The organism is Nonomuraea sp. NPDC049758, assembly GCF_040674635.1.
Taxonomy (GTDB): Bacteria; Actinomycetota; Actinomycetes; order Streptosporangiales; family Streptosporangiaceae; genus Nonomuraea.
In genome coordinates, this window is the sequence record NZ_JBFAMZ010000021.1 from 1 (window position 1) to 18,918 (window position 18,918).

Genomic DNA, 18,918 nt, shown 5'->3' on the forward strand with positions numbered 1-18,918 from the left:
CGGTTACATTCCGAACCCGGAAGTTAAGCTTCTCTGCGCCGATGGTACTGCACTCGGGAGGGTGTGGGAGAGTAGGTCACCGCCGGACAATCTTTCAAAGAAGCCCCACACGGATCGTGTGGGGCTTCTTTGCGTTGTACACGTTTCCCGGTGAAGAGCTTCAGGGGCGCGCTGGACGCCTTGGGAGTTCGATCCGGTGTGACAGGGCCGGCCGCAAGGTCGCGTCGTGCCAGCCGGCTCGCGCACCTGGAGTTGCCTGGCAGGGCCGGTGCGCTGTAGGAGACCCCATGTGTTGACGCGCTCTCCGCACCCAGCTTGTCCCTCTTGGATACGAGCACATCGACGTCAGCAACTTTCCGTTCCGACGACTGGAGATCGGGCGCGACGGCTTATAAGCCTCGTGAGGCTGCCATGGGTAATGGCGGTGAGCCAATTGCTGCGCACACGGTCGACGGCAATTCCCCGGCTGCCTCTCCTGGCAGGAGCGGTGGGCTAGGTGTCGTTCTGCCGCCTTCGGGATCGGTTGCATCAGAGCAGAGCGCCTCTCGGGGCGCCTGGCGCCCAGCAGTGGTGAGGGGCCCCCATAAGCCACAGGCTTGTCCGCGATGTGTCTGTCGCAGAACTCATCGTTCAGAGGCTTCCTCCAATGCCTCCGGGGACGACTATGACATCACTGCCGCGTCTTTCTATGAAGCGGCGTTCTGTGTGTGGAGGTGAAAGCTGGGATCGTCGTGGGTAGCTGGAGGGCTCGTTAACGGTCGGGGGCTTGCTAGGCTGGGGGGAGCGGGCCACCCCCACGGGTGGCCTTCGTCGCGTAAGGCCCGAGGGCGGGCGGCGACCAGCCACGGTGGACCGCCGTTGTGAGTCCGCTGAGTGAGCCAACGAAATGGACCAGAAGTGAACAGTGATAACGGATCGGACGGCGGACAGCGCGGGCGCGGCGACTACGGGGACAGGCGCTCCAGCGGCGGCAGGACTGGCGGATACGGCTCTCGCGGGCGTGATTCCGGTGGCGATCGTCCGTTCCGTTCAGAGGGCCGGCCGCGGCCGTACAACCGCGAGGACAGAGCGCCCCGCAGCGGGGAGGGTTCCCGCGACGAGCGTGCGCCGCGGCGCGAGGGCGGTTTCCGGGACGAGGGCCGCTCCTACCGCGACCGGGACGACCGCGGACCCCGCCGCGAGGGCGGCTACGGTGAGCGCCGCGAAGGCAGCGGCAGCTACGGCGAGCGCCGCGAGGGCGGCGGCGGCGAGCGACGCGAGAGCCGGTACGGCGATCGCGGGCCGCGTCGTGAAGGTTTTGACCGGGGTCCGCGTCGTGAGGGCTTCGATCGCGGGCCGCGGCGTGAGGGTGACGAGCGTCCGCCTTACCGGGACCGGGATGATCGTGGGCCGCGCCGTGAGGGCGATGACCGCCGTCCGTACCAGGACCGCGGACCTCGGCGTGAGGGCGGCGGCTACGGTGACCGCGGGCCCCGCCGTGAGGGCTTCGATCGCGGGCCGCGGCGTGAGGGCGACGAGCGTCGTCCCTTCCAGGACCGCGGACCTCGGCGTGAGGGCGGCGGCTACGGCGACCGCGGGCCGCGCCGTGAGGGCGGTGGTTTCGGTGACCGTGGGCCGCGCCGTGAGGGCGGTGGTTTCGGTGACCGTGGGCCGCGCCGTGAGGGCGGTGGTTTCGGTGACCGTGGGCCGCGCCGTGAAGGTGGCGGTTTCGGTGACCGTGGGCCGCGTCGGGAAGGCTTTGACCGGGGTCCGCGTCGTGAGGGCTTCGAGCAGGGGCCGCGTCGTGAGGGTTTCGACCGCGACCGCGGGCCGCGTCGCGAGGGCTTTGACCGCGGTCCGCGCAGGGAAGGCTCCGACCGCGGGCCGCGTCGCGAAGGCTTCGACCGGGGCCCGCGCCGTGAGGGCGGTGGGTACGGCGAGCGCCGCGACGACCGCTTCGGTGACCGGGGCCCGCGCCGGGAAGGCTATGACCGTGGTCCTCGTGGTGAGGGCTCCGAGCAGGGGCCGCGTCGTGAGGGCTTCGACCGTGGGCCGCGTCGTGAGGGCGGCGGTTACGGTGACCGTGGTCCGCGTCGCGAAGGGGGGCCGCGCCGAGAGGGTGGGTTCCGTGACGACCGCGGCGGCGGGCAGCGTCGTGAGGGGTTCGACCGGGGTCCGCGTCGCGAGGCTGGCTACGACCGCGGCCCGCGCCGCGACGACTCCTACGGGCCTCGTCGCGAGGGTGGCGGCTACCGTGAGTCGCGTCCGTTCTCGCGTGACGACCGCGGGGAGCGTCCGGGCGGCGGCACCCGCGCCAGGTACGGCCGCGAGGACCGCGACTCCGACGCCCCGCAGCGCGAGAGGCTGCCCGAGGTGGCACCGGACATCACCGCAGAAGAGCTCGACAAGGAAGTGCGCGAGGAGCTGCGTTCGCTGCCCGGTGACCTCTCCGACCTGGTCGGCAGGCACCTGGTCGCCGCCGAGCGCGCCCTGGAGGAGGACGACCCCGACAAGGCGCACGAACACACCAAGGTGGCGCGTCGGTTCGCCGCTCGCATCGGTGTCGTACGCGAGGCTGCAGGCATCGTCGCCTACCGGGCCGGACACTTCTCCGAGGCGCTTAGCGACCTGCGTGCGGCCAGGAGGATGACGGGGTCGGACGCGTACCTGCCGGTCATGGCCGACTGCGAGCGCGGTCTGGGCCGTCCGGAGCGGGCCATCGATCTCGTACGTTCGCCGGAGGCCGAGCGGCTCGACCGGGCCGGACGCATCGAGCTGACCATCGTCGAGTCGGGCGCCAGGCGTGACCTCGGCCAGCAGGACGCGGCCGTGATCACCCTCCAGCGCCTGCCCGAGCTGCGCGACCCGCAGCCCAAGCCGTGGTCGGCGCGCCTCGCGTTCGCCTATGCGGACGCCCTGGCCGACGCCGGGCACCAGGAGGCGGCGACCGACTGGTTCGCCCGTGCGATGGCCTTCGACGAGGACGGGGAGACGGACGCGGCCGAGCGCTACGCCGAGCTCACCGGAGCCGTCATCGAGGACGTCGAGGAGGACTTCGAGGAGGATCTCGACTCCGAGGACGACTTCGACGACGCCGGCGCCGCCGACGCGGGCAAGCTGGCCGAGGAGGAGGAAGAGGACGACGAGGCCCTGGCCGAGGCGGACGACCTCCTGGAGCCCGAGGCCGCCGAGCAGCCTGCCGAGCCGGTCGAGCCTGCCGAGCCGAAGGATGCCGTCGCTGCTGAGACGGCCGAGCCGGAGGCGGGCGAGCCCGCCGACGGTGGCGAGGAAGAGAAGCTGGCGGAGGCCGGGACGCCGGGCATCACGCCTGCGTTCATCGAGCCGAACTTCGGTGACGTGCTGGAAGTCGAGACGGACGAATCCGCTCAGGACCGGCCGAAGAAGAACGACGAGTAGGTGTTGCTGCTCCGCCGTACCCCTGATGATCAGGGGTACGGCGGAGTTTTTTGTGTCACATGGAGTGTGGTCGGCCGGTCGTCATCGTTCGACGCGGTTGAGCCAGTGGAGGATGCCCGCGACGTTCGACGGGGCGCCGCTCAGCAGCTCGAACTGCTCGGCAGTCACATCGTCCGACTGCAGGGCGGTGTAGCGCTCCTTGGTGCGGTCGCGGACCATGGCGACCGCGTGATCGAGGTCGAGGCCCTCCGAGTGTGCCTGGCGGGTGAGATCCACCCAGACCTGGAGCTCTTCGGCGGACCGCTCAAGGGTCTCCTGGACGGCGCCGACCGGTCCATAATGGCTGAACAGCAACCGTTGCGGACCAAGTGCCTGGAACAGGGCGATCGAGTCGAGGGCCGTCTGAAGGTCGAAGTCCGGCGGCGGCGTGGCGGGGCGCAGGTCGCCGGTCTGGGGCAGGTACACGCCCGCGGCGTCCCCGACGTAGAGGTCTCCGGTGGCGGAGTCGATCAGGCCGACGTGGTGCTTGGCGTGGCCGGGCGAGTAGTGGCTGCTCAGCGTGCGGCCGTTGCCCAGGTCGATGGCTCCGGTGTCGCCCAGGGCGACGATCCGCTCGGCCTCGGTGGGGGACAGCTCGCCGAAGAGGGTGTCGAGCTGGTCACCCCAGACCATCCGGGCGCTGGCCATCAGACGCGACGGATCGGCCAGATGGCGCGCGCCCTTCTCATGTACCACTACCTGCGCGGACGGGAAGAACTTCGCGATGTCGCCCACACCGCCCGCGTGGTCCAGGTGGATATGGGTCACCACCACGGTGGCCAGGTCGTCCGGGCCGACGCCGAGCGAGGCGAGCGCGTCGCGCACCACGGGGGACGAGGTCGAGGTGCCCGTCTCCACCAGGCACGGACGATCTCCCAGGATCAGGTAGCCGGCGGTGATGCCCGCGTATCCGGCCATCTTGGTGTCGATCTCATAGACGTCGCCGCCTAGTGCGGTGATGTTGTCCACAGGCACTCCCGCGCGTACATCCGTCATCCCCAGAACGACGTTCGCATCGATCCGGGCTTCCCTTCATCGTAGAGAGTGACCTCCTCCGGAACACAAACGGGAGGACGACAATGGATCGGAACGAGGTCGTGCTGGTGGGGCGGCTGTCGGCGGCGGTCGAGGAATACGCGATGCCGAGCGGCGACATGGCCACGAAGTGGCGCGTCATCGTACGCCGCCGGCGCAGGCACCGGCGAGGCCCGGCTCTCACCGACAGCATCCCGTGCGTCACGTTCGATCCCGAGGTGGCGGAGATCGTGCGGGGCCTCAAACCGCGGGACTTCATCGAGGTCACGGGCGCGTTCCGCTGCCGGGTCTTCGGCCCGGCCGCCGCCAAGATCTGGCGGTACGAGGTGGAGGTCAGTGCCGTCAGACCTGTCGAGGAGACGGTTCCTGAGCCGTCTGAGGAGATGGTTCCGAGCCGGGGGCCGCGACAGGTGGCTCAGTTGGCCGGGGCGGGGTGACCTTGCCGGCGATGGCGAGGCGCCGCCCCGGAGAGCGCTCGGAGGTGGGCAGGGGAGGCGCGGCCACGCGGCAGGGGCGGCGTCAGTCGATGGCGAACGTGCGCAGGACCAGGCCGGTACGCGGTTTGGGGCCGAAGGAGGTGGACTTGCGGGGCACTCGTTCGCCGCCCGCGGCGACCGCCAGCACGTCATGGACCATGAGCGGCTTGAGGATGACAGCTGTGCCTCCCGTCTGGATCGCGAGCCGCAACGCCGCCTCGGTGTCGTGGTGGACGATGCGTACGGCCCGCTCGTCGTCCTCCATGCCCCACACCTTGGGCAGGATGAACTCGCTCAGGATGGAGGTGTTCAGCGAGTTCCAGCGGTCCGAATGGTGGTCCGGCATCGCCAGGTTCAGCTGCACCGGGTCGGGGTCGGTGAGCAGATGGGTGCCGCTCTCCCCGGCGAGCAGGAAGGCGGGCTCGGCCGCGTTCTGCAGTGCCTCCAGGCCCTGCGCCAGGTCGTCGTAGTCGTGCACCTGCCAGGCGCCCCTGGCCCTGGCGGCGGCCTCGGTCAAGGGGAGACCGGGGATGACGCGGTGGATGGCCTTGAGGTCGGGTGGGTAGGCGGTGGAGTCGACGATCAGGGCCAGCCCGAAGTCCCAGGGGCCCAGCGCCTGCCGGGGGTCGGCCGGGGCGGAGGCCGGTTCCGCCGACGGATGGGCCAGGTGATCGGTCAGCTCGTGCCGGAACGAGGTGACTGGGCTGGGAGAGGGCGTTACGGGGCGGTCCGGAGCCGCGTTGAGGGGGGCGTGCTGAGAAGCCTGGGGAGCGTAGGGCGTGGCCTGGTGGGTTCCGTCCCGCAGGGCTTGGCGGGCGGCGTGCTCCTGACGCTGGAGGACGCGGTAGGTGGCGTACCGGTGGTGGCCGTCGGCGATCAGGGCCTGACGGTTGCGCAGGTCGGCGTTGATGGCGGCTATCTCGTCCTGGTCGGTGATCGCCCACAGACGGTGGGTGAGGCCGTCCTCGGTTCCGGCCGTGACGAGGGGCGGTCGTTTGGCGGCCACCTCGTCCACCAGGCGGGTCGCCTTGCCGTTGTCGCCGTTGTAGAGCAGGAAGATGGGTTCGAGGTTGGCCTCGGTGGTGCTCATGAGAGCCAGCCGGTCGGCGATGGGGCCGGGCATGACGTCCTCGTGGGGGAGGATGACGCGCTCGGCGGGGTCGACCAGGCCGACGTCGCCGATCAGGCCGCGCTGCAGGATGTGCGGGCCGCTCTGCTCGTACACGTACAGGGCGGGGGTGTCGTCGGCCACGAGGACGCCGGCGTCCAGCCAGGCCCTCAGGGTGTCCCTGGCCTCGGAGTAACGGGCTTCGAGCGGCACCTCGGTCCGGTGGCGGAGTCTGGGCGGGGTACCGGCCGGGACGCGTGGGGTGCCGGGTTCGGTGGCGGGTGTCGCTTCGGGGTTGCAGGGAAGGATGAGGCGGACGACGTTGTTCGGGTGGGAGGCAAGGAGGGCTTCGACGTCCGCGTCGCTGATCAGGTCGTACGGTGGGGAGGTCACCTTGGCGGGATCTTCGACATCGAAACGTACGCCTCGGAAGGGCCGTAGCACCAGTCCGTCAGGCACCGGCAGTTCAGGAGTCCCCATACCGGGCATGCTCCCATAAATGCTTGCGCCTACCAGGAGTTGCCCCAATCGTTTGCTGTCGCGCCCCTTACGCGGCGGAGCGGGAGCGAGGTTCGTCGTCCAGCGATGAAGGAGTCCTCACGCATGGTTCAGGGCGGAAACGGTCACGATGAGTCCGTGGGTGGCGTTCCCGGGGGCGGTGTCTACGACTGGTATCAGCGTGGCGTGAAGTTGCTGAAGGAGGGGAGTCCGGCTGCTGCCGCGGCGTTGCTGGAGCGGGCCGCCGCTGCTGAGCCGCAGTCCCGGAGCATCCTTGAGGCGCTGGCTCGGGCGCAGTTCAACTCCCGCCAGTACGCGGAGGCCGCGGCCAGCTTCCGGCAGATCGTGGATGCGAACCCGGCTGAGGATTATGCGTACTTCGGGCTGGGCTTGTCGTTGTGGCGTACAGGGGATCTTGAAGGCGCTCAGGAGCCGCTGGCCATCGCGGTGGCCATGCGGCCGGACGAGCGGCATTACGTGTCGGCCTTGAAGAGCGTGCGGGCGACGTTGAGGGCTCGCCGAGAGATGTAGGGGGCAGGCGGGCGCGGGAGCCGGCCATGGCGAACGTCGTGTCCCAAGCGACTGTGCCACCTGGGCGTTTCGATCCTCCTTGGGGCATCAGCTCGGGCGGGAGCCTTCCGCGGTGTTTGGTTCCGGCCCGTCGTGCTGAGCGGGCGTCGTCGCGGCAGAGCGCTTCCTTGGTCTGGCCCTGTGCTGGACGGCGCGTATCCGTGGCCCGGCACGCGACTATGCCGTGCCCCGGTCGGCCCATAGGAGTGACGCTGTCGCTGGGGGCCTTCCGGGGCCTCGACGAGGCGTTCATGCCGTCACGCATGGGCGGCCATGTCCGCGCGGTCCCCAGCCGCTGACGGCGGCCGAGGGACATCGCGGCATTTGCCCGCCGTCGACCCCGAGCACCTGGCCGGTGGTGACGACTCCGCCCGGTACCAGAGAAGTGGCTTCCCAGCTGCTGAGCGACCGACTCGGGTTGTGCGGAGAACACGACCTGCTGGGACATATGGGGCCTGTGCGGTGGCTTTCCCAGCCGAGTGCTCTAGGGGCGGGGTACGGCGAATGCAGCCGTCGTGGCTGCCCAGGCCGTCCCAGTTTGAGCGTGCAGGCATGCCATGGCTGCCTTGCGTAAGGGATCAGGCATGCCGTGGCCGTATTTGGCTGCACCACCATCGTGGAAGCGGCGGAAGGCTGCCGTGAGGGTCTTTGCCCGGTTCGCGCGGCGGAACGGCGCCTTGAGGGCCGTGCCTCCAGTTCCGGGCTTGTCGGCCGTCGCCTTCCATGCACGGCATCACGGCTATGCGACTGGTCAGGTGGCAGGGGTCAGCCGTGGCGGGTGGCGTTGGCGAGGATGGCGGATCGGAGGTAGGCGGCCAGGCCGGGCGACGTGCGGTCGAAGGTGGCGGTGAAGCGGGGGGCGGAGACGTACAGGTCGGCCAGGCCGCGGTGGATGTCGTACGTGCAGTCGTAGAACCAGCGGGAGAGGTGGGCGCGGTGTTCCTCGGCCAGGTCCATCGCGAGGTCGCCGTCTGCCGGGACGTCGGCGTGCATCGCGTCGGCGAGGCGGGCCGAGAGGGCGGCTGCCTCGGCCTCGTGCCGCTGCCAGTCCTCCTTCGTGTACGTCGAGGTGCGGCGTGCGGATTCGGCCCAGGCGTGTGTGCCGCCCCAGCGTTCTTCGGCCTCCGCCGCGTACTCGTCATGGGCGGGAGCGTCGAGGGGTTCTGCACGTTCCTCGGCCGTGGCGTCGGGCTCGCGGGACATGGTCATCCTTCCGGTTGCGGTTGCGGGTTTCCCGATCCACGAGGAGAGGGCTTCCTGTGGCGGGGTACGAAGGCGACGCTAAAGTCTCACGCGGCGTGAGAGTCAAACGGGAAGAGGCGCTGTGCTGATTGACGGCTATGACACCCTGCTGCTCGACCTCGACGGTGTGGTCTATCTCGGACAGCACGCGGTTCCCGGGGCGAGGCAGGCGCTGGAGGAGGCGCAGGGCAGGGGGGTCCGGCTCGCCTACGTGACCAACAACGCCTCCAGGACGCCCGCCGCCATCGCCGCTCACCTGCGGGAACTCGGCGTCCCGGCCACGGCGGCCGATGTGGTGACCTCGGCGCAGGCGGCCGCGCGACTGGTCGCCGAGCGGGTGGCTCCGGGCGCCGCGGTGCTGGTCGTGGGCGGGTCGGGGCTGCGGGTGGCCGTACGGGCTCATGGGCTCAGGCCGGTGTCCGTCGCGGCCGAGTCGCCCGCGGCGGTGGTTCAGGGGATTGCTCCCGGTTTGTCGTACGCCCTGCTGTCGGAGGGGGCGCTGGCCGTACGGCAGGGTGCGCTGTTCGTGGCCTCCAACGCTGACAGCACCATGCCGACCGGGCGGGGCGAACTGCCGGGGAACGGGGCAATGGTCCGGGTCATCGCCGCCGCCACCGGGGTCGAACCGGTGTACGCCGGTAAGCCGGATCCGCCGTTGCACCGGGAGTCGATGATTCGTACGGGCGCCCGGCGGCCGCTGGTCGTGGGGGATCGGCTGGACACCGACATCGAAGGGGCCTCCAACGCGGGGGCGGAGAGCCTGCTGGTGTTCACCGGGGTGGCCACCCCGCTCGACGTGCTGACCGCTGGGCCCCGGCACCGGCCCACGTACCTGGCCGAGGACCTCGGCGCGCTGGTCCAGCCCTATCCCGACGTCCGGGACGGCTCCTGCGGGGGATGGCGGGCCGAGTGGCGCGACGGGACGCTGCACCTCGAAGGCGACGGCAGCCGGATCGACGGCCTGCGCGCGGCCTGCGACGCCGCCTGGACGGCCGCCGGGGAAGGGCGGATCGGGGAGGACGCGGTCAAGGACGTCCTGAAGCGCGTGGGGTAAGGCGATCGGCGCGGGGCCGCCTCGACCTTGTCTTTCCCGCCAGGCGCGGCCAGGAGCCCACGAGCCCTGTCGTGTCGGCGTCCTTCTTCCACGGCTCGCAACACGACGGGCTCGTCCACGCGCGTGGTGCAGGGGCAGCGCCATGATGCGGGGGGCTTGTCGGGAAAGCGTCAGATGGGGGCGACGTGGCCGCCGGAGGGCGGCTCAGTCGGTCGGGGGTCGAGGGGCAGGTTCGCTGTTCGCTTGTCGCCTAACAGTTAACGCACGCGCCGAGTAGTTGCCTGACAGCGAACACACGCGCTGCGCAGCTACGTAGGACGTTGAAGAGCCACCTGAACGGAACCGGTCAGATCAGCTTGCGCAGGCGCAGCAGGTCGCCGAAGCTCGCGTCGATCTTCACCCGCCCTCCGAGCAGGGCGCGGGCCAGATCCAGTTCGCCGTCGACCAGCGCGACCAGGTCGTCGCTCGCGATGGTGATCTTCACGTCGGCCGGTTTGCCGCCCGCCGGCGGCTCCTCGGTGAAGGGGTCGAGCCCCCCGTGGTGCAGCCGCCCGTAGAAGATCATGTCGAGGTCGGAGACCCGGGCGCTGACCGTGCGCTCGACCACGTGTTTGGCACGATCCTCCGCGCCGATCTCGTCGAACTGGGCGACGAGCCTGGCCAGTGCCGCCCGGCACTCCTCGACGCTTGCCATGTTGGGCATCCTTTCTTTCCCTTTGCGGTCGGTAGCGTTCCACATCACTAGCACCCCCGTATGAGCTTCAACGCGTGACACGCCTGCCAAGGTCCCGGGCGCTCGCCCGAGGCGTTACGGTCGAGTCATGAGTGAGCTGCCGGAGGAGACCGGTGACGAGCGGGTCGACGCCATCGTGGCCGGTCTCGGTCGTGTGGGCGAGCTGCCGGTGAACGAGCACGTGGCGGTGTTCGAGGAGGCGTTCGCCGGGCTGGAGTCCACTCTCGCGGGTGCGGGCGACGAAGCGCTGGGCGAGCGGTGAGCCGCAGGATCCGTCTCGACAGCGAGCTGGTGCGCCGCGGGCTGGCCAGGTCGCGCGAGCAGGCCGCCCAGCTCATCGAGGCCGGGCGGGTCAGCGTGGGCGGCCAGCAGGCGCACAAGCCCGCGACCCAGGTCGACACCGCCTCGGCCATCGTCGTCGCCGAGTCGGCCGACGGGCCCGACTATGTTTCGCGGGGAGCGCACAAACTGCTCGGGGCGCTGGAGGCGTTCAAGAGCCTGTCGGTGGAGGGGCGCAGGTGCCTCGACGCGGGAGCCTCCACGGGCGGCTTCACCGACGTGCTGCTGCGCCACGGCGCGGCCCATGTGCTCGCCGTCGACGTCGGCTACGGCCAGCTCGCCTGGTCGCTGCGCACCGACGAGCGGGTGACCGTGATGGAACGCGTCAACGTGCGCGACCTGACCCCCGACATGGTCGGCGAGCCGCCCACGCTGGTCGTGGGCGACCTGTCGTTCATCTCACTGCGGCTCGTGCTGCCCGCGCTGGCGCAGGTCGCCGCGCCGCGGGCCGACTTCGTCATGCTGGTCAAGCCGCAGTTCGAGGTGGGCAAGGAGCTCGTGGGCGCGGGCGGTGTGGTGCGCGACCCCGAGCTGCGGGCCAGGTCGGTGCGCGAGGCCGCGGCCAAGGCGCAGGAGCTGGGGCTGAGCGTGCGGGGCGTGACCGCGAGCCCGCTGCCCGGCCCTTCCGGAAATGTCGAATACCTGCTGTGGCTGGGCAAAGGAGAGGGTGATCCGCCCGTCGCCGAGCTCGATGCCGAGATCCAGCGTGCCGTCGCGGAAGGGCCGCAATGAACCGGACCGTGCTGGTCGCCGTCCACACCGGGCGGGGCGCCGCCGTCGAGAGCGCCCGTCTGGTCATCAACCGGCTGGTCGGGGCGGGCATCAACGTGCGCGTCCTGGACACCGAGGCACGTGACATCGGCTGTGGCGGGGTGGAGGTCGTCCCCAGTGACGACCCGGGCTCGGCCAAGGACGCCGAGGTCATGATCGTGCTCGGCGGCGACGGCTCGTTGCTGCGCTCGGCCGAGCTGGCCAAGCCCGCCGGCACGCCGCTGCTCGGGGTCAACCTCGGGCACGTCGGGTTCCTGGCCGAGGCGGAGGTGGCCGACCTGGCCGCGGCGGTCGACAGTGTGGTCGCCGGGCGCTACGACGTCGAGGAGCGCATGACGATCGACGTCCTGGCCAGGCAGAACGGCCGGGTGATCGCCGACACGTGGGCGCTCAACGAGGTCACCGTGGAGAAGCAGGAACGCATGCTGGAGGTGGTCGCCGAGATCGACGGGCGGCCGCTGTCCCGCTGGGGCTGCGACGGCGTGATATGTGCCACTCCTACGGGTTCGACGGCGTATGCGTTCTCGGCCGGCGGGCCGGTGGTCTGGCCGGAGGTCGAGGCGCTGCTCCTGGTGCCGATCAGCGCCCACGCGCTGTTCGCGCGGCCGCTGGTGGTCTCGCCCCGGTCCACGATGGCCGTGGAGATCCTGCCGGACACTCCGGGCGGCGTTCTGTGGTGCGACGGCCGCCGCCGTTTCGAGCTGCCCTCCGGGTCGCGTGTGGAGGTGCGCAGGGGCGCCGAGCCGGTGCGCCTGGCCCGTCTGCACGGCGTCGAGAACACCGGCGCGCCCTTCACCGACAGGCTGGTCGCCAAGTTCGAACTACCGGTTCAGGGATGGCGCGGGAGAGTGCGACCCTGAATGAATGGAGGGCGGAGCGCGTAGGATCCCATGGGCAACAGGTGTCCGGAGACAATCGACCGGCCATCAGGCACGGCAGTGACGGGAGTGGGCAGTGCGACCAAGGGTCGAGGAGGTCCGCATCCAGGGGCTCGGCGTCATCGACGAGGCCGTACTCGAGCTTTCGCCGGGCTTCAACGTGGTCACCGGCGAGACCGGCGCGGGCAAGACGATGGTCGTCACGGGGCTCGGGCTGCTGTTCGGCGGCCGGGCCGATCCCTCGCGCATCCGTCCGGGGGCCGACAAGGCGACCGTGGAGGGCACGCTCGTCGTCGAGCCCGGCGGCCGGGTCGCCCAGCAGGTCGAGGATCTCGGCGGTGAGGTCGAGGACGGCGAGTTGATCATCTCGCGCACCGTCTCGGCCGAGGGCCGTTCCAGGGCCTGGCTCGGGGGCCGTACGGTGCCCGTCGGCACGCTGACGTACCTGGCCGACGACCTGGTGGCGGTGCACGGGCAGATGGACCAGCAGCGACTGCTGCAGGCCGCCAGGCAGCGCGCCGCGCTCGACCGTTACGCCGGAAACGAGCTGGTCAAGCCGTTGCGGGCGTATTCACAGGCGTACAAGCGGCACAAGCAGGTCGGGGCGCTGCTCGACGAGCTGACCACCCAGGCCAGGGAGCGTGCCCAGGAGGCCGACCGGCTGCGGTTCGGCCTGGAGGAGATCGAGAAGGTCGACCCCAAGCCGGGCGAGGACGCCGAGCTGCGCGAGGAGGAGGAGCGTCTCTCGCACGCCGACGCCCTGCGCAGTGCCGCCACCACGTCCCACACCGCGCTGCTCGGCGACCCGATGGAGGCCGGCGGCGGCGCCCGTGACGTGATCTCGCTGCTCGGGGAGGCCCGCGCGGCCGTCGAGGCGGTGCGCGACTACGACCCCCAGCTCGCCGGCGTGGCCGACCGGCTCGCCGAGGCCGGATACCTGATCTCCGACGTCGCCACCGACCTGGCCGCCTACGCCGAGTCCATCGAGGCCGACCCCGCCCGTCTGGGAGCCGTGCAGGAACGCAGGTCCGTGCTGGGCAGCCTGATCAGGAAGTACGCCGAGGACAGCGCGGGGGTGCTGGCCTGGGCCCAGCAGGCGGCCGCCCGCCTGGGCGAGCTCGAAGGCGACGACGAGCGCATCGAGGAGCTCACCCGCGAGCACGAGGAGCTCACCACCAGGCTCACCACCCTGGCCGCCGAGCTGACCAAGGTGCGCGAGGCCGCCGCCGAGCGGTTCGGCCAGGCCGTGACCGAAGAGCTGACCGCGCTGGCCATGCCCCACGCCCGGGTCGTGGTGCAGCTCACCCAGAGCGCCGACTTCGGCCCGGAGGGCGTCGACGAGGTGGAGCTGCGGATGGCCGCCCACCCGGCCGCGCCGCCGCTGCCGCTCAACAAGGGCGCCTCCGGCGGTGAGCTGAGCCGCGTCATGCTCGCCATCGAGGTCGTGTTCGCCGGTGCCGACCCGGTGCCCACGTTCGTGTTCGACGAGGTCGACGCGGGGGTCGGCGGCAAGGCCGCGGTCGAGATCGGGCGCCGGCTGGCCCGGCTCGCACGCACCGCGCAGGTGATCGTCGTCACCCACCTCCCACAGGTGGCGGCCTTCGCCGACCAGCATCTGGTCGTCGAGAAGGCCAGCGACGGCAGCGTCGTGCGCAGCGGGGTCGTCACGCTCAACCACGAGGGGCGCGTCCGCGAACTGTCGCGCATGCTGGCCGGTCTGGAGGACTCCGAACTGGGCCGGGCGCATGCGGAGGAGCTGCTGGGGCTCGCAGCGGCCGACAGGTGATTCAGCGTGACATAGTGGACACGCGGCGTAGTGCTTGGCCTCCGCGCTGTTTCCCTCTGGCAGGATGGTCATGATGAAGGTTCCGGGGAGCAAGATGCCGGGCCTCCGTGGCAGGAAGGTCGGTGACCTTCCCGGTGTGACGGCAGTGGCGAGAATCGACCGGCGAACCAAGAGGCTGACCAAGCGCCTCCAGCCCGGGGAAATAGCGATTATCGACCACGTCGACGTTGACCGGGTCAGCGCGGAGGCGCTCGTCGCGTGCGGCGCGGCGGCTGTGGTCAACGTCGCCGCGGGCATCAGTGGCCGCTATCCCAACCTGGGTCCGCAGATCCTGCTCGAGGCGGGCATGCCGTTCGTCGACAACGCCAATCCCGAGCTGTTCGAACGCGTCAAGGACGGCGACGTCATCCGCCTCCACGAGGGCGTCATCTACCTCGACGACGACGTCGTGGGCAAGGGCGAGGAGCAGACGGCCGAGGCCGTCGAGGCCGCCATGGCCGAGGCGCGCGCCGGGCTGGCCGTGCAGATCGAGGCTTTCGCCGTCAACACGATGGAATACGTTCGCGGTGAAGGCAAGCTTCTCATCGACGGAGTCGGCGTGCCTGAGATCCGCACCCCGATGGAGGGCAGACATGTCCTCATCGTGGTGCGCGGATATCACTACAAGGAAGACATCGCCACCCTCCGTCCCTACATCAGGGAATACCGCCCCGTCCTCGTCGGCGTCGACGGCGGCGCCGACGCGCTGCTGGAGGCCGGTTACCTCCCCGACGTGATCGTGGGCGACTTCGACTCCGTCTCGACCAAGGCCCTGACCTGCGGCGCCGAGCTCGTCGTGCACGCCTACCGCGACGGCCGCGCCCCTGGCCTGGAGCGGGTGCACCAGCTCGGCCGCGAGGCGGTCATCTTCCCGGCCACCGGCACCAGCGAGGACATCGCGATGCTCCTGGCCGACGACAAGGGCGCCGAGCTGATCGTCGCGGTCGGCACGCACGGCACCCTGGAGGAGTTCCTCGACAAGGGCCGCTCCGGCATGGCCAGCACCTTCCTGACCCGGCTGATCATCGGCAGCAAGCTCATCGACGCCAAGGGCGTGAGCAGGCTCTACCGCAGCCGCATCACCACCTCCCAGCTCCTGATGCTCGTGATCACCGCCCTGATCACCATGGGGGTGGCGCTCTTCCTGTCGCCGCTCGGCCAGACCTGGCTGAACGGCCTGCAAGACGTCTGGAACGCATTCATCTTCTGGCTGGTCGGACTCTTCTCGTGATCGATTTTCGCTACCACGTCGTCTCCATCGTCGCGATCTTCCTGGCGCTGGCGGTCGGGATCGTCCTGGGCACCACGCTGCTGCAGGAGCCCGCGGTCAAGTCCGCGCAGGAGATCTCCGCGCAGCTCACCAAGACCAAGGACGAGCTGCGCGTGCAGATCGACCAGCTCCAGGGCCGCGAGGCGGGCAACGACGCCTTCGTCACCAGCGTCACTCCGAAGCTGGTGGCCGGCGAGCTGACCGGCCAGCGCGTGCTGCTGGTCGAGGCGCCGGGGTCGAGCACCACGTTCCGCGAGGCCGAGCAGCAGGTGCTGGAGGAGGCGGGCGCCGAGGTGAGCGGGCGCGTCACGCTGACCGAGAAGTTCTTCGACCCCGACCGCAGCGGTGTGCTCGACGGCCTGGTCAACCAGCTCAAACCGGTCGACATGGTCTTCCCGTCCACGGCGACCGTCTGGGACAAGGCCGGCGCACTTCTCGCCTCCACGCTGCTCACCACCGACCAGGCCCAGGCAGGCACCCCCAATGCCGCGACCGCCGCCGTCATCAGCGGGTTCGAGGCGGGCGGGCTGGTCAGCACCGACGGCGACCCCGCCAAGCGGGCCATGCTGGCGGTGATGTTCGCGCCGGAGAAGGCGTACGAGGGGGAGCAGGCCGAGACCCAGCTGGGCGCGCTCGTCTCCGTCGCCGACCGGCTCGACGCCGCGGGCAAGGGGGCGGTGCTGACCGGCAGCGCCGCCAACACGGCCGTCACCGGGGGCGCCGTCAGTGCCCTGCGCGACGACGGCGATGTCGCCAAGCGCGTGTCCACCGTCGATACCGTCGATATGCCCACGGGCCGGGTCGTGGTCGTCTACGCTCTCCGGGAGCAACTGAGCGGGCGGGCCGGCCAGTACGGCATCGGCAAGGGGGCCTCGGCCACCCAGCCCGCGCTGCCGACCACCACACCCTCACCGACCCAGTCAGGGAGCTGACATGGCCCGTGGCCTGCTCTACGCGCTGGCCGGCGCCGCGATCGGTGCCGCCGCCGCCCGTGCCGCCTACTCCGCCTTCACCCGGAATCGTCCGGCCGATCTGGGCGGGCGCTGGACGCGCAAGAATCACCGCGGCGAGCCCATCACCCTGCTGGAGGGGCCCGCGTTCGTGGCGGGCTCCGGCGCCGCGGCCGCGCTCACGCCCGGCCTGGCGCCGCGTACCCGGCTGGCCGCGGTGCTGGCCGGCGTCGGCACCGGGGCCCTCGGGGCCTACGACGACCTCTACGGCACCACGTCCTCCAAGGGATTCAAGGGCCATCTGACGGCTCTGGCCCGCGGTGAGGTCACCAGCGGCGCGGTCAAGATCCTCGGGATCGGCGCCACCGGGCTGGGCGCCGCCGCCCTCGTCTCCGACGGGCCCGTCGACACCCTGGTCAACGGCGCGGCCATCGCCGGCGCCGCCAACCTCGCCAACCTGTTCGACCTGCGTCCCGGGCGGGCGATCAAGGTCGGGCTGCTGGCCGGCGGGCCGCTGCTGGCCGTCTCGCTGCTGCGCTCCTCGCCCGCCGCCGCGGCCCTGGCCGCCGTGCCGCTGGGCGCCGCCGCGGCGCTGCTGCCCGACGACCTCGGCGAGCGCGCCATGCTCGGCGACGCGGGCGCCAACTCGCTCGGCGCCCTGCTCGGGCTGGCCGCGGTCACCAAGCTCGGCAGGCCCGGCAGGCTCGTCCTCCTGGGCACGGTCGCGGCGCTCACCGCGGCCTCGGAGAAGGTCAGCTTCACCAAGGTCATCGCCGCGAACCCGGTGCTCAACCGACTCGACATGCTCGGGCGGCGTCCCGTCGACCACGTGTGACCCTCCGCGCGCGATTGTCGGTGGTACCTGCCAGGATGTCGGCGTGACCGGATACTGGGCGGGGGAGGCCGGGTGCGGAGCGTGACGGCGCGGGGCGTGGCGGGTGGCGCCCTGCTCATCGGGGCGCTCACCGTGCTGGCCCGGATCGCCGGCTTCGCCAAGCAGTACGCCTTCGCCCAGACCGTCGGCACCAACTGTCTGTCCACCGCCTACATGACGGCCAACCAGATCCCCAACATCGTCTTCGAGGTCGTCGTCGGAGGTGCGCTGGCGGGCATGGTGGTGCCGGTGCTGGCCGGGTCCGCGGCCTCGCGCGAGCGCACCGGGCACATCAGCTCGGCGCTGCTGACGTGGGTCGTCGTGGTCCTGGTGCCGCTGGGGGCGCTCACCGCGTTGTTCGCCCGGCCGGTCATCGGGCTGTTCCTCGGCGAGGCCGTCAACGGGTGCGACACGACCCAGCTCGTCGCCGTGGCCACCCGGATGCTGGTCGTCTTCGCCCCCCAGATCCCGCTGTACGGTGTGGCCGTCGTGCTCTACGGCGTGCTGCAGTCGCACAGCCGCTTCGCCGGGCCCGCGGTCGCGCCGCTGGTGTCCAGCATCGTGGTCATCGTGGCGTACCTGCTGTTCGTGCCGCTCAGCTCGGGGACCGTCGACCCGGCTCATCTGCCCGGGCCGGCCGAGCTGGCGTTGTCGGTGGGCACCAGCCTGGGCGTGCTCTCGCTCGTGCTGACCGTGGTCGGGCCCGTGTCGCGGCTGGGGCTTCGGTGGCGGCCCACCTTACGGTTCCCCGACGGCGTGGCCGGGCAGGTGCGCAGGCTCGCCCTGGCCGGGATCGCGGCGCTGCTCGCCCAGCAGGCCGCCATGATCGTCGTCGTGCTGCTGTCGAACAAGGCGATCGGCAACGGGGCCCTCACCGTCTACAACTACGCGTGGGCGATCTACCTGGTGCCGTACGCGGTGCTGGCCGTGCCGATCGCCACCAGCGCGTTCCCCCGGCTGTCGGCGCAGGCGGGCGACGCGGTCGCGTTCTCGGCGCTGGCGGCGCGGACCACGCGGGCCGTGGTGCTGGTCACGGGGCTGGCGGCTGGGGTGCTGGCCGCCGCGTCGGGGCCTGGGGCGGTGGTGTTCCTGGGAGGCAGGAGCGAGGTGCCGCCGCCTCAGCTGGCCCTGGCGATCGCGCTGTTCGCGCCGGGCATCGTCGGCTACGGGCTCATCGCCCATCTGAGCCGGGTGCTCTACGCGGCCGGGCTCGGGCGGGCGGCCGCCACCGGGACGGTGGCGGGGTGGCTGGTCGTCATCGTCGCGCAGACCGTGCTGGTGCTGCTGCTGCCCGCCGGGTGGAAGATCGGTGGGATGGCGCTGGGGATGAGCGTCGGCATGACCGCCGGTGGGGTGTTGCTGCTCGGGGCCGTGGTGCGGGCGCGCGGGAGCGGTGCCGCGGCGGGGCTGCCCCGGGCCGCGGGGGCGGCGGTCGTCGGTGGTGTGCTGGGGTACCTGGCGGGGGCTGGGGTGGTGAGGTGGCTCGGCGTCTCGGGCATCTGGCCGAATGTGGGTGCGGTGGTGCTGGCGGTGGTGGTGGCCGTCGTGGTGGGGGCTGTCGTCGTTGCGGTGGTGGACCGGCCGGATGCCAGGGTGGTGGCCGGGCTGCTCCGACGGGGCGGCTGATCCACGGCCACTGATCCTCTGCCTGTTGTGCGGTGGGTGCGCTCCGGCGGTTACTGGTCGTCGCGCATGGCTTCGGGGGCGGACGGCTGGCCGCGCTTGGCTTCGGACGCTCGGACGGCTGGTCCTGTACGGCTGGTTCCGTGCGGCTTCTGGGGCTTTGCGCAGCTGGGTCGCGTTTCTGGGGGCGGACGGCTGGTCACGCGGGGCTTCTGGGGCTGGCACGTCTGGTGGCGC

The 18,918-nt window shown here is 71.2% G+C and carries 17 protein-coding genes and 1 rRNA gene; 13 read left to right on the top strand and 5 right to left on the bottom strand.

Annotated elements, in window-relative coordinates; genetic code table 11:
• Window positions 1–88 (top strand): 5S ribosomal RNA (gene rrf, locus AB0J46_RS40220); the annotation flags it as partial.
• A 941-nt stretch (window positions 89–1,029) separates the two neighbouring features.
• On the opposite strand, the gene AB0J46_RS40225 is transcribed toward rrf, so the two are convergent.
• The gene (locus AB0J46_RS40225; protein WP_364339983.1) at window positions 1,030–2,448 is read right to left on the bottom strand and encodes a hypothetical protein; all 1,419 of its coding nucleotides are present in this window, start codon (window positions 2,446–2,448) and stop codon (window positions 1,030–1,032) included.
• On the opposite strand from AB0J46_RS40225, the gene AB0J46_RS40230 reads away from it, so the two are divergent.
• Complete coding sequence (locus AB0J46_RS40230; RefSeq protein ID WP_364339986.1) at window positions 2,392–3,396, top strand: hypothetical protein; 1,005 nt, start codon at window positions 2,392–2,394, stop codon at window positions 3,394–3,396. The two genes, AB0J46_RS40225 and AB0J46_RS40230, sit on opposite strands and share 57 nt — an antisense overlap.
• An 81-nt stretch (window positions 3,397–3,477) precedes the next feature.
• On the opposite strand, the gene AB0J46_RS40235 is transcribed toward AB0J46_RS40230, so the two are convergent.
• Window positions 3,478–4,404, bottom strand: a complete 927-nt coding sequence (locus AB0J46_RS40235; protein WP_364339988.1) for an MBL fold metallo-hydrolase — start codon at window positions 4,402–4,404, stop codon at window positions 3,478–3,480.
• A 110-nt stretch (window positions 4,405–4,514) separates the two neighbouring features.
• Between AB0J46_RS40235 and AB0J46_RS40240 the strand changes: the two genes are divergently transcribed.
• Window positions 4,515–4,907 (top strand): single-stranded DNA-binding protein, encoded by a 393-nt coding sequence (locus tag AB0J46_RS40240; protein WP_364339990.1) that lies wholly within the window; start codon window positions 4,515–4,517, stop codon window positions 4,905–4,907.
• A gap of 82 nt (window positions 4,908–4,989) precedes the next feature.
• On the opposite strand, the gene AB0J46_RS40245 is transcribed toward AB0J46_RS40240, so the two are convergent.
• Entirely contained in the window at window positions 4,990–6,543 is a 1,554-nt protein-coding gene (locus AB0J46_RS40245) for a DUF1015 domain-containing protein (RefSeq protein WP_364339992.1), read from the bottom strand.
• Window positions 6,544–6,657: 114 nt separating this feature from the next.
• Here AB0J46_RS40245 and AB0J46_RS40250 point away from each other — a divergent pair, with 114 nt between their 5' ends.
• On the top strand, window positions 6,658–7,083 hold the full coding sequence (locus AB0J46_RS40250; protein ID WP_352326203.1) for a tetratricopeptide repeat protein: 426 nt from the start codon (window positions 6,658–6,660) through the stop codon (window positions 7,081–7,083).
• Between the two features lie 804 nt (window positions 7,084–7,887).
• Here AB0J46_RS40250 and AB0J46_RS40255 read toward each other — a convergent pair.
• Entirely contained in the window at window positions 7,888–8,325 is a 438-nt protein-coding gene (locus tag AB0J46_RS40255) for a TipAS antibiotic-recognition domain-containing protein (RefSeq protein ID WP_364339994.1), read from the bottom strand.
• 121 nt (window positions 8,326–8,446) lie between these two features.
• Between AB0J46_RS40255 and AB0J46_RS40260 the strand changes: the two genes are divergently transcribed.
• Entirely contained in the window at window positions 8,447–9,418 is a 972-nt protein-coding gene (locus AB0J46_RS40260; protein ID WP_364339996.1) for an HAD-IIA family hydrolase, read from the top strand.
• 346 nt (window positions 9,419–9,764) lie between these two features.
• Here AB0J46_RS40260 and AB0J46_RS40265 read toward each other — a convergent pair whose 3' ends face one another.
• Window positions 9,765–10,112, bottom strand: a complete 348-nt coding sequence (locus AB0J46_RS40265; protein ID WP_364339998.1) for an SCP2 sterol-binding domain-containing protein — start codon at window positions 10,110–10,112, stop codon at window positions 9,765–9,767.
• Window positions 10,113–10,239: 127 nt separating this feature from the next.
• Here AB0J46_RS40265 and AB0J46_RS40270 point away from each other — a divergent pair, with 127 nt between their 5' ends.
• From AB0J46_RS40270 to AB0J46_RS40305, 8 genes are all read left to right on the top strand, one after another.
• Complete coding sequence (locus AB0J46_RS40270; RefSeq protein WP_352326208.1) at window positions 10,240–10,413, top strand: hypothetical protein; 174 nt, start codon at window positions 10,240–10,242, stop codon at window positions 10,411–10,413.
• Complete coding sequence (locus tag AB0J46_RS40275; protein WP_352364461.1) at window positions 10,410–11,222, top strand: TlyA family RNA methyltransferase; 813 nt, start codon at window positions 10,410–10,412, stop codon at window positions 11,220–11,222. Before AB0J46_RS40270 ends, AB0J46_RS40275 begins: the two co-directional genes overlap by 4 nt.
• The gene (locus tag AB0J46_RS40280) at window positions 11,219–12,121 is read left to right on the top strand and encodes an NAD kinase (protein WP_364340000.1); all 903 of its coding nucleotides are present in this window, start codon (window positions 11,219–11,221) and stop codon (window positions 12,119–12,121) included. Before AB0J46_RS40275 ends, AB0J46_RS40280 begins: the two co-directional genes overlap by 4 nt.
• A gap of 94 nt (window positions 12,122–12,215) precedes the next feature.
• On the top strand, window positions 12,216–13,925 hold the full coding sequence (gene recN, locus AB0J46_RS40285; protein ID WP_364340002.1) for a DNA repair protein RecN: 1,710 nt from the start codon (window positions 12,216–12,218) through the stop codon (window positions 13,923–13,925).
• Between the two features lie 73 nt (window positions 13,926–13,998).
• The gene (gene steA / locus AB0J46_RS40290) at window positions 13,999–15,195 is read left to right on the top strand and encodes a putative cytokinetic ring protein SteA (protein ID WP_364340230.1); all 1,197 of its coding nucleotides are present in this window, start codon (window positions 13,999–14,001) and stop codon (window positions 15,193–15,195) included.
• Window positions 15,192–16,166: a copper transporter gene (locus tag AB0J46_RS40295; protein WP_364340004.1), complete on the top strand. Its 975-nt coding sequence runs from the start codon at window positions 15,192–15,194 to the stop codon at window positions 16,164–16,166. Before steA ends, AB0J46_RS40295 begins: the two co-directional genes overlap by 4 nt.
• A 1-nt stretch (window position 16,167) precedes the next feature.
• Complete coding sequence (locus AB0J46_RS40300) at window positions 16,168–17,019, top strand: hypothetical protein (protein ID WP_364340006.1); 852 nt, start codon at window positions 16,168–16,170, stop codon at window positions 17,017–17,019.
• Window positions 17,020–17,091: 72 nt separating this feature from the next.
• Window positions 17,092–18,684, top strand: a complete 1,593-nt coding sequence (locus tag AB0J46_RS40305) for a lipid II flippase MurJ (RefSeq protein ID WP_364340008.1) — start codon at window positions 17,092–17,094, stop codon at window positions 18,682–18,684.
• The last annotated feature ends 234 nt before the right edge of the window (window positions 18,685–18,918 follow it).

Excerpts from the sequence above, each read along its gene's own strand:
- AB0J46_RS40240 (WP_364339990.1), top strand. The coding sequence starts at position 4,515 with ATGGATCGGAACGAGGTCGTGCTGGTGGGGCGGCTGTCGGCGGCGGTC.
- AB0J46_RS40245 (WP_364339992.1), bottom strand. The coding sequence starts at position 6,543 with ATGCCCGGTATGGGGACTCCTGAACTGCCGGTGCCTGACGGACTGGTG.
- AB0J46_RS40250 (WP_352326203.1), top strand. The coding sequence starts at position 6,658 with ATGGTTCAGGGCGGAAACGGTCACGATGAGTCCGTGGGTGGCGTTCCC.
- AB0J46_RS40255 (WP_364339994.1), bottom strand. The coding sequence starts at position 8,325 with ATGTCCCGCGAGCCCGACGCCACGGCCGAGGAACGTGCAGAACCCCTC.
- AB0J46_RS40265 (WP_364339998.1), bottom strand. The coding sequence starts at position 10,112 with ATGGCAAGCGTCGAGGAGTGCCGGGCGGCACTGGCCAGGCTCGTCGCC.
- AB0J46_RS40270 (WP_352326208.1), top strand. The coding sequence starts at position 10,240 with ATGAGTGAGCTGCCGGAGGAGACCGGTGACGAGCGGGTCGACGCCATC.
- AB0J46_RS40280 (WP_364340000.1), top strand. The coding sequence starts at position 11,219 with ATGAACCGGACCGTGCTGGTCGCCGTCCACACCGGGCGGGGCGCCGCC.
- steA (WP_364340230.1), top strand. The coding sequence starts at position 13,999 with ATGAAGGTTCCGGGGAGCAAGATGCCGGGCCTCCGTGGCAGGAAGGTC.
- AB0J46_RS40300 (WP_364340006.1), top strand. The coding sequence starts at position 16,168 with ATGGCCCGTGGCCTGCTCTACGCGCTGGCCGGCGCCGCGATCGGTGCC.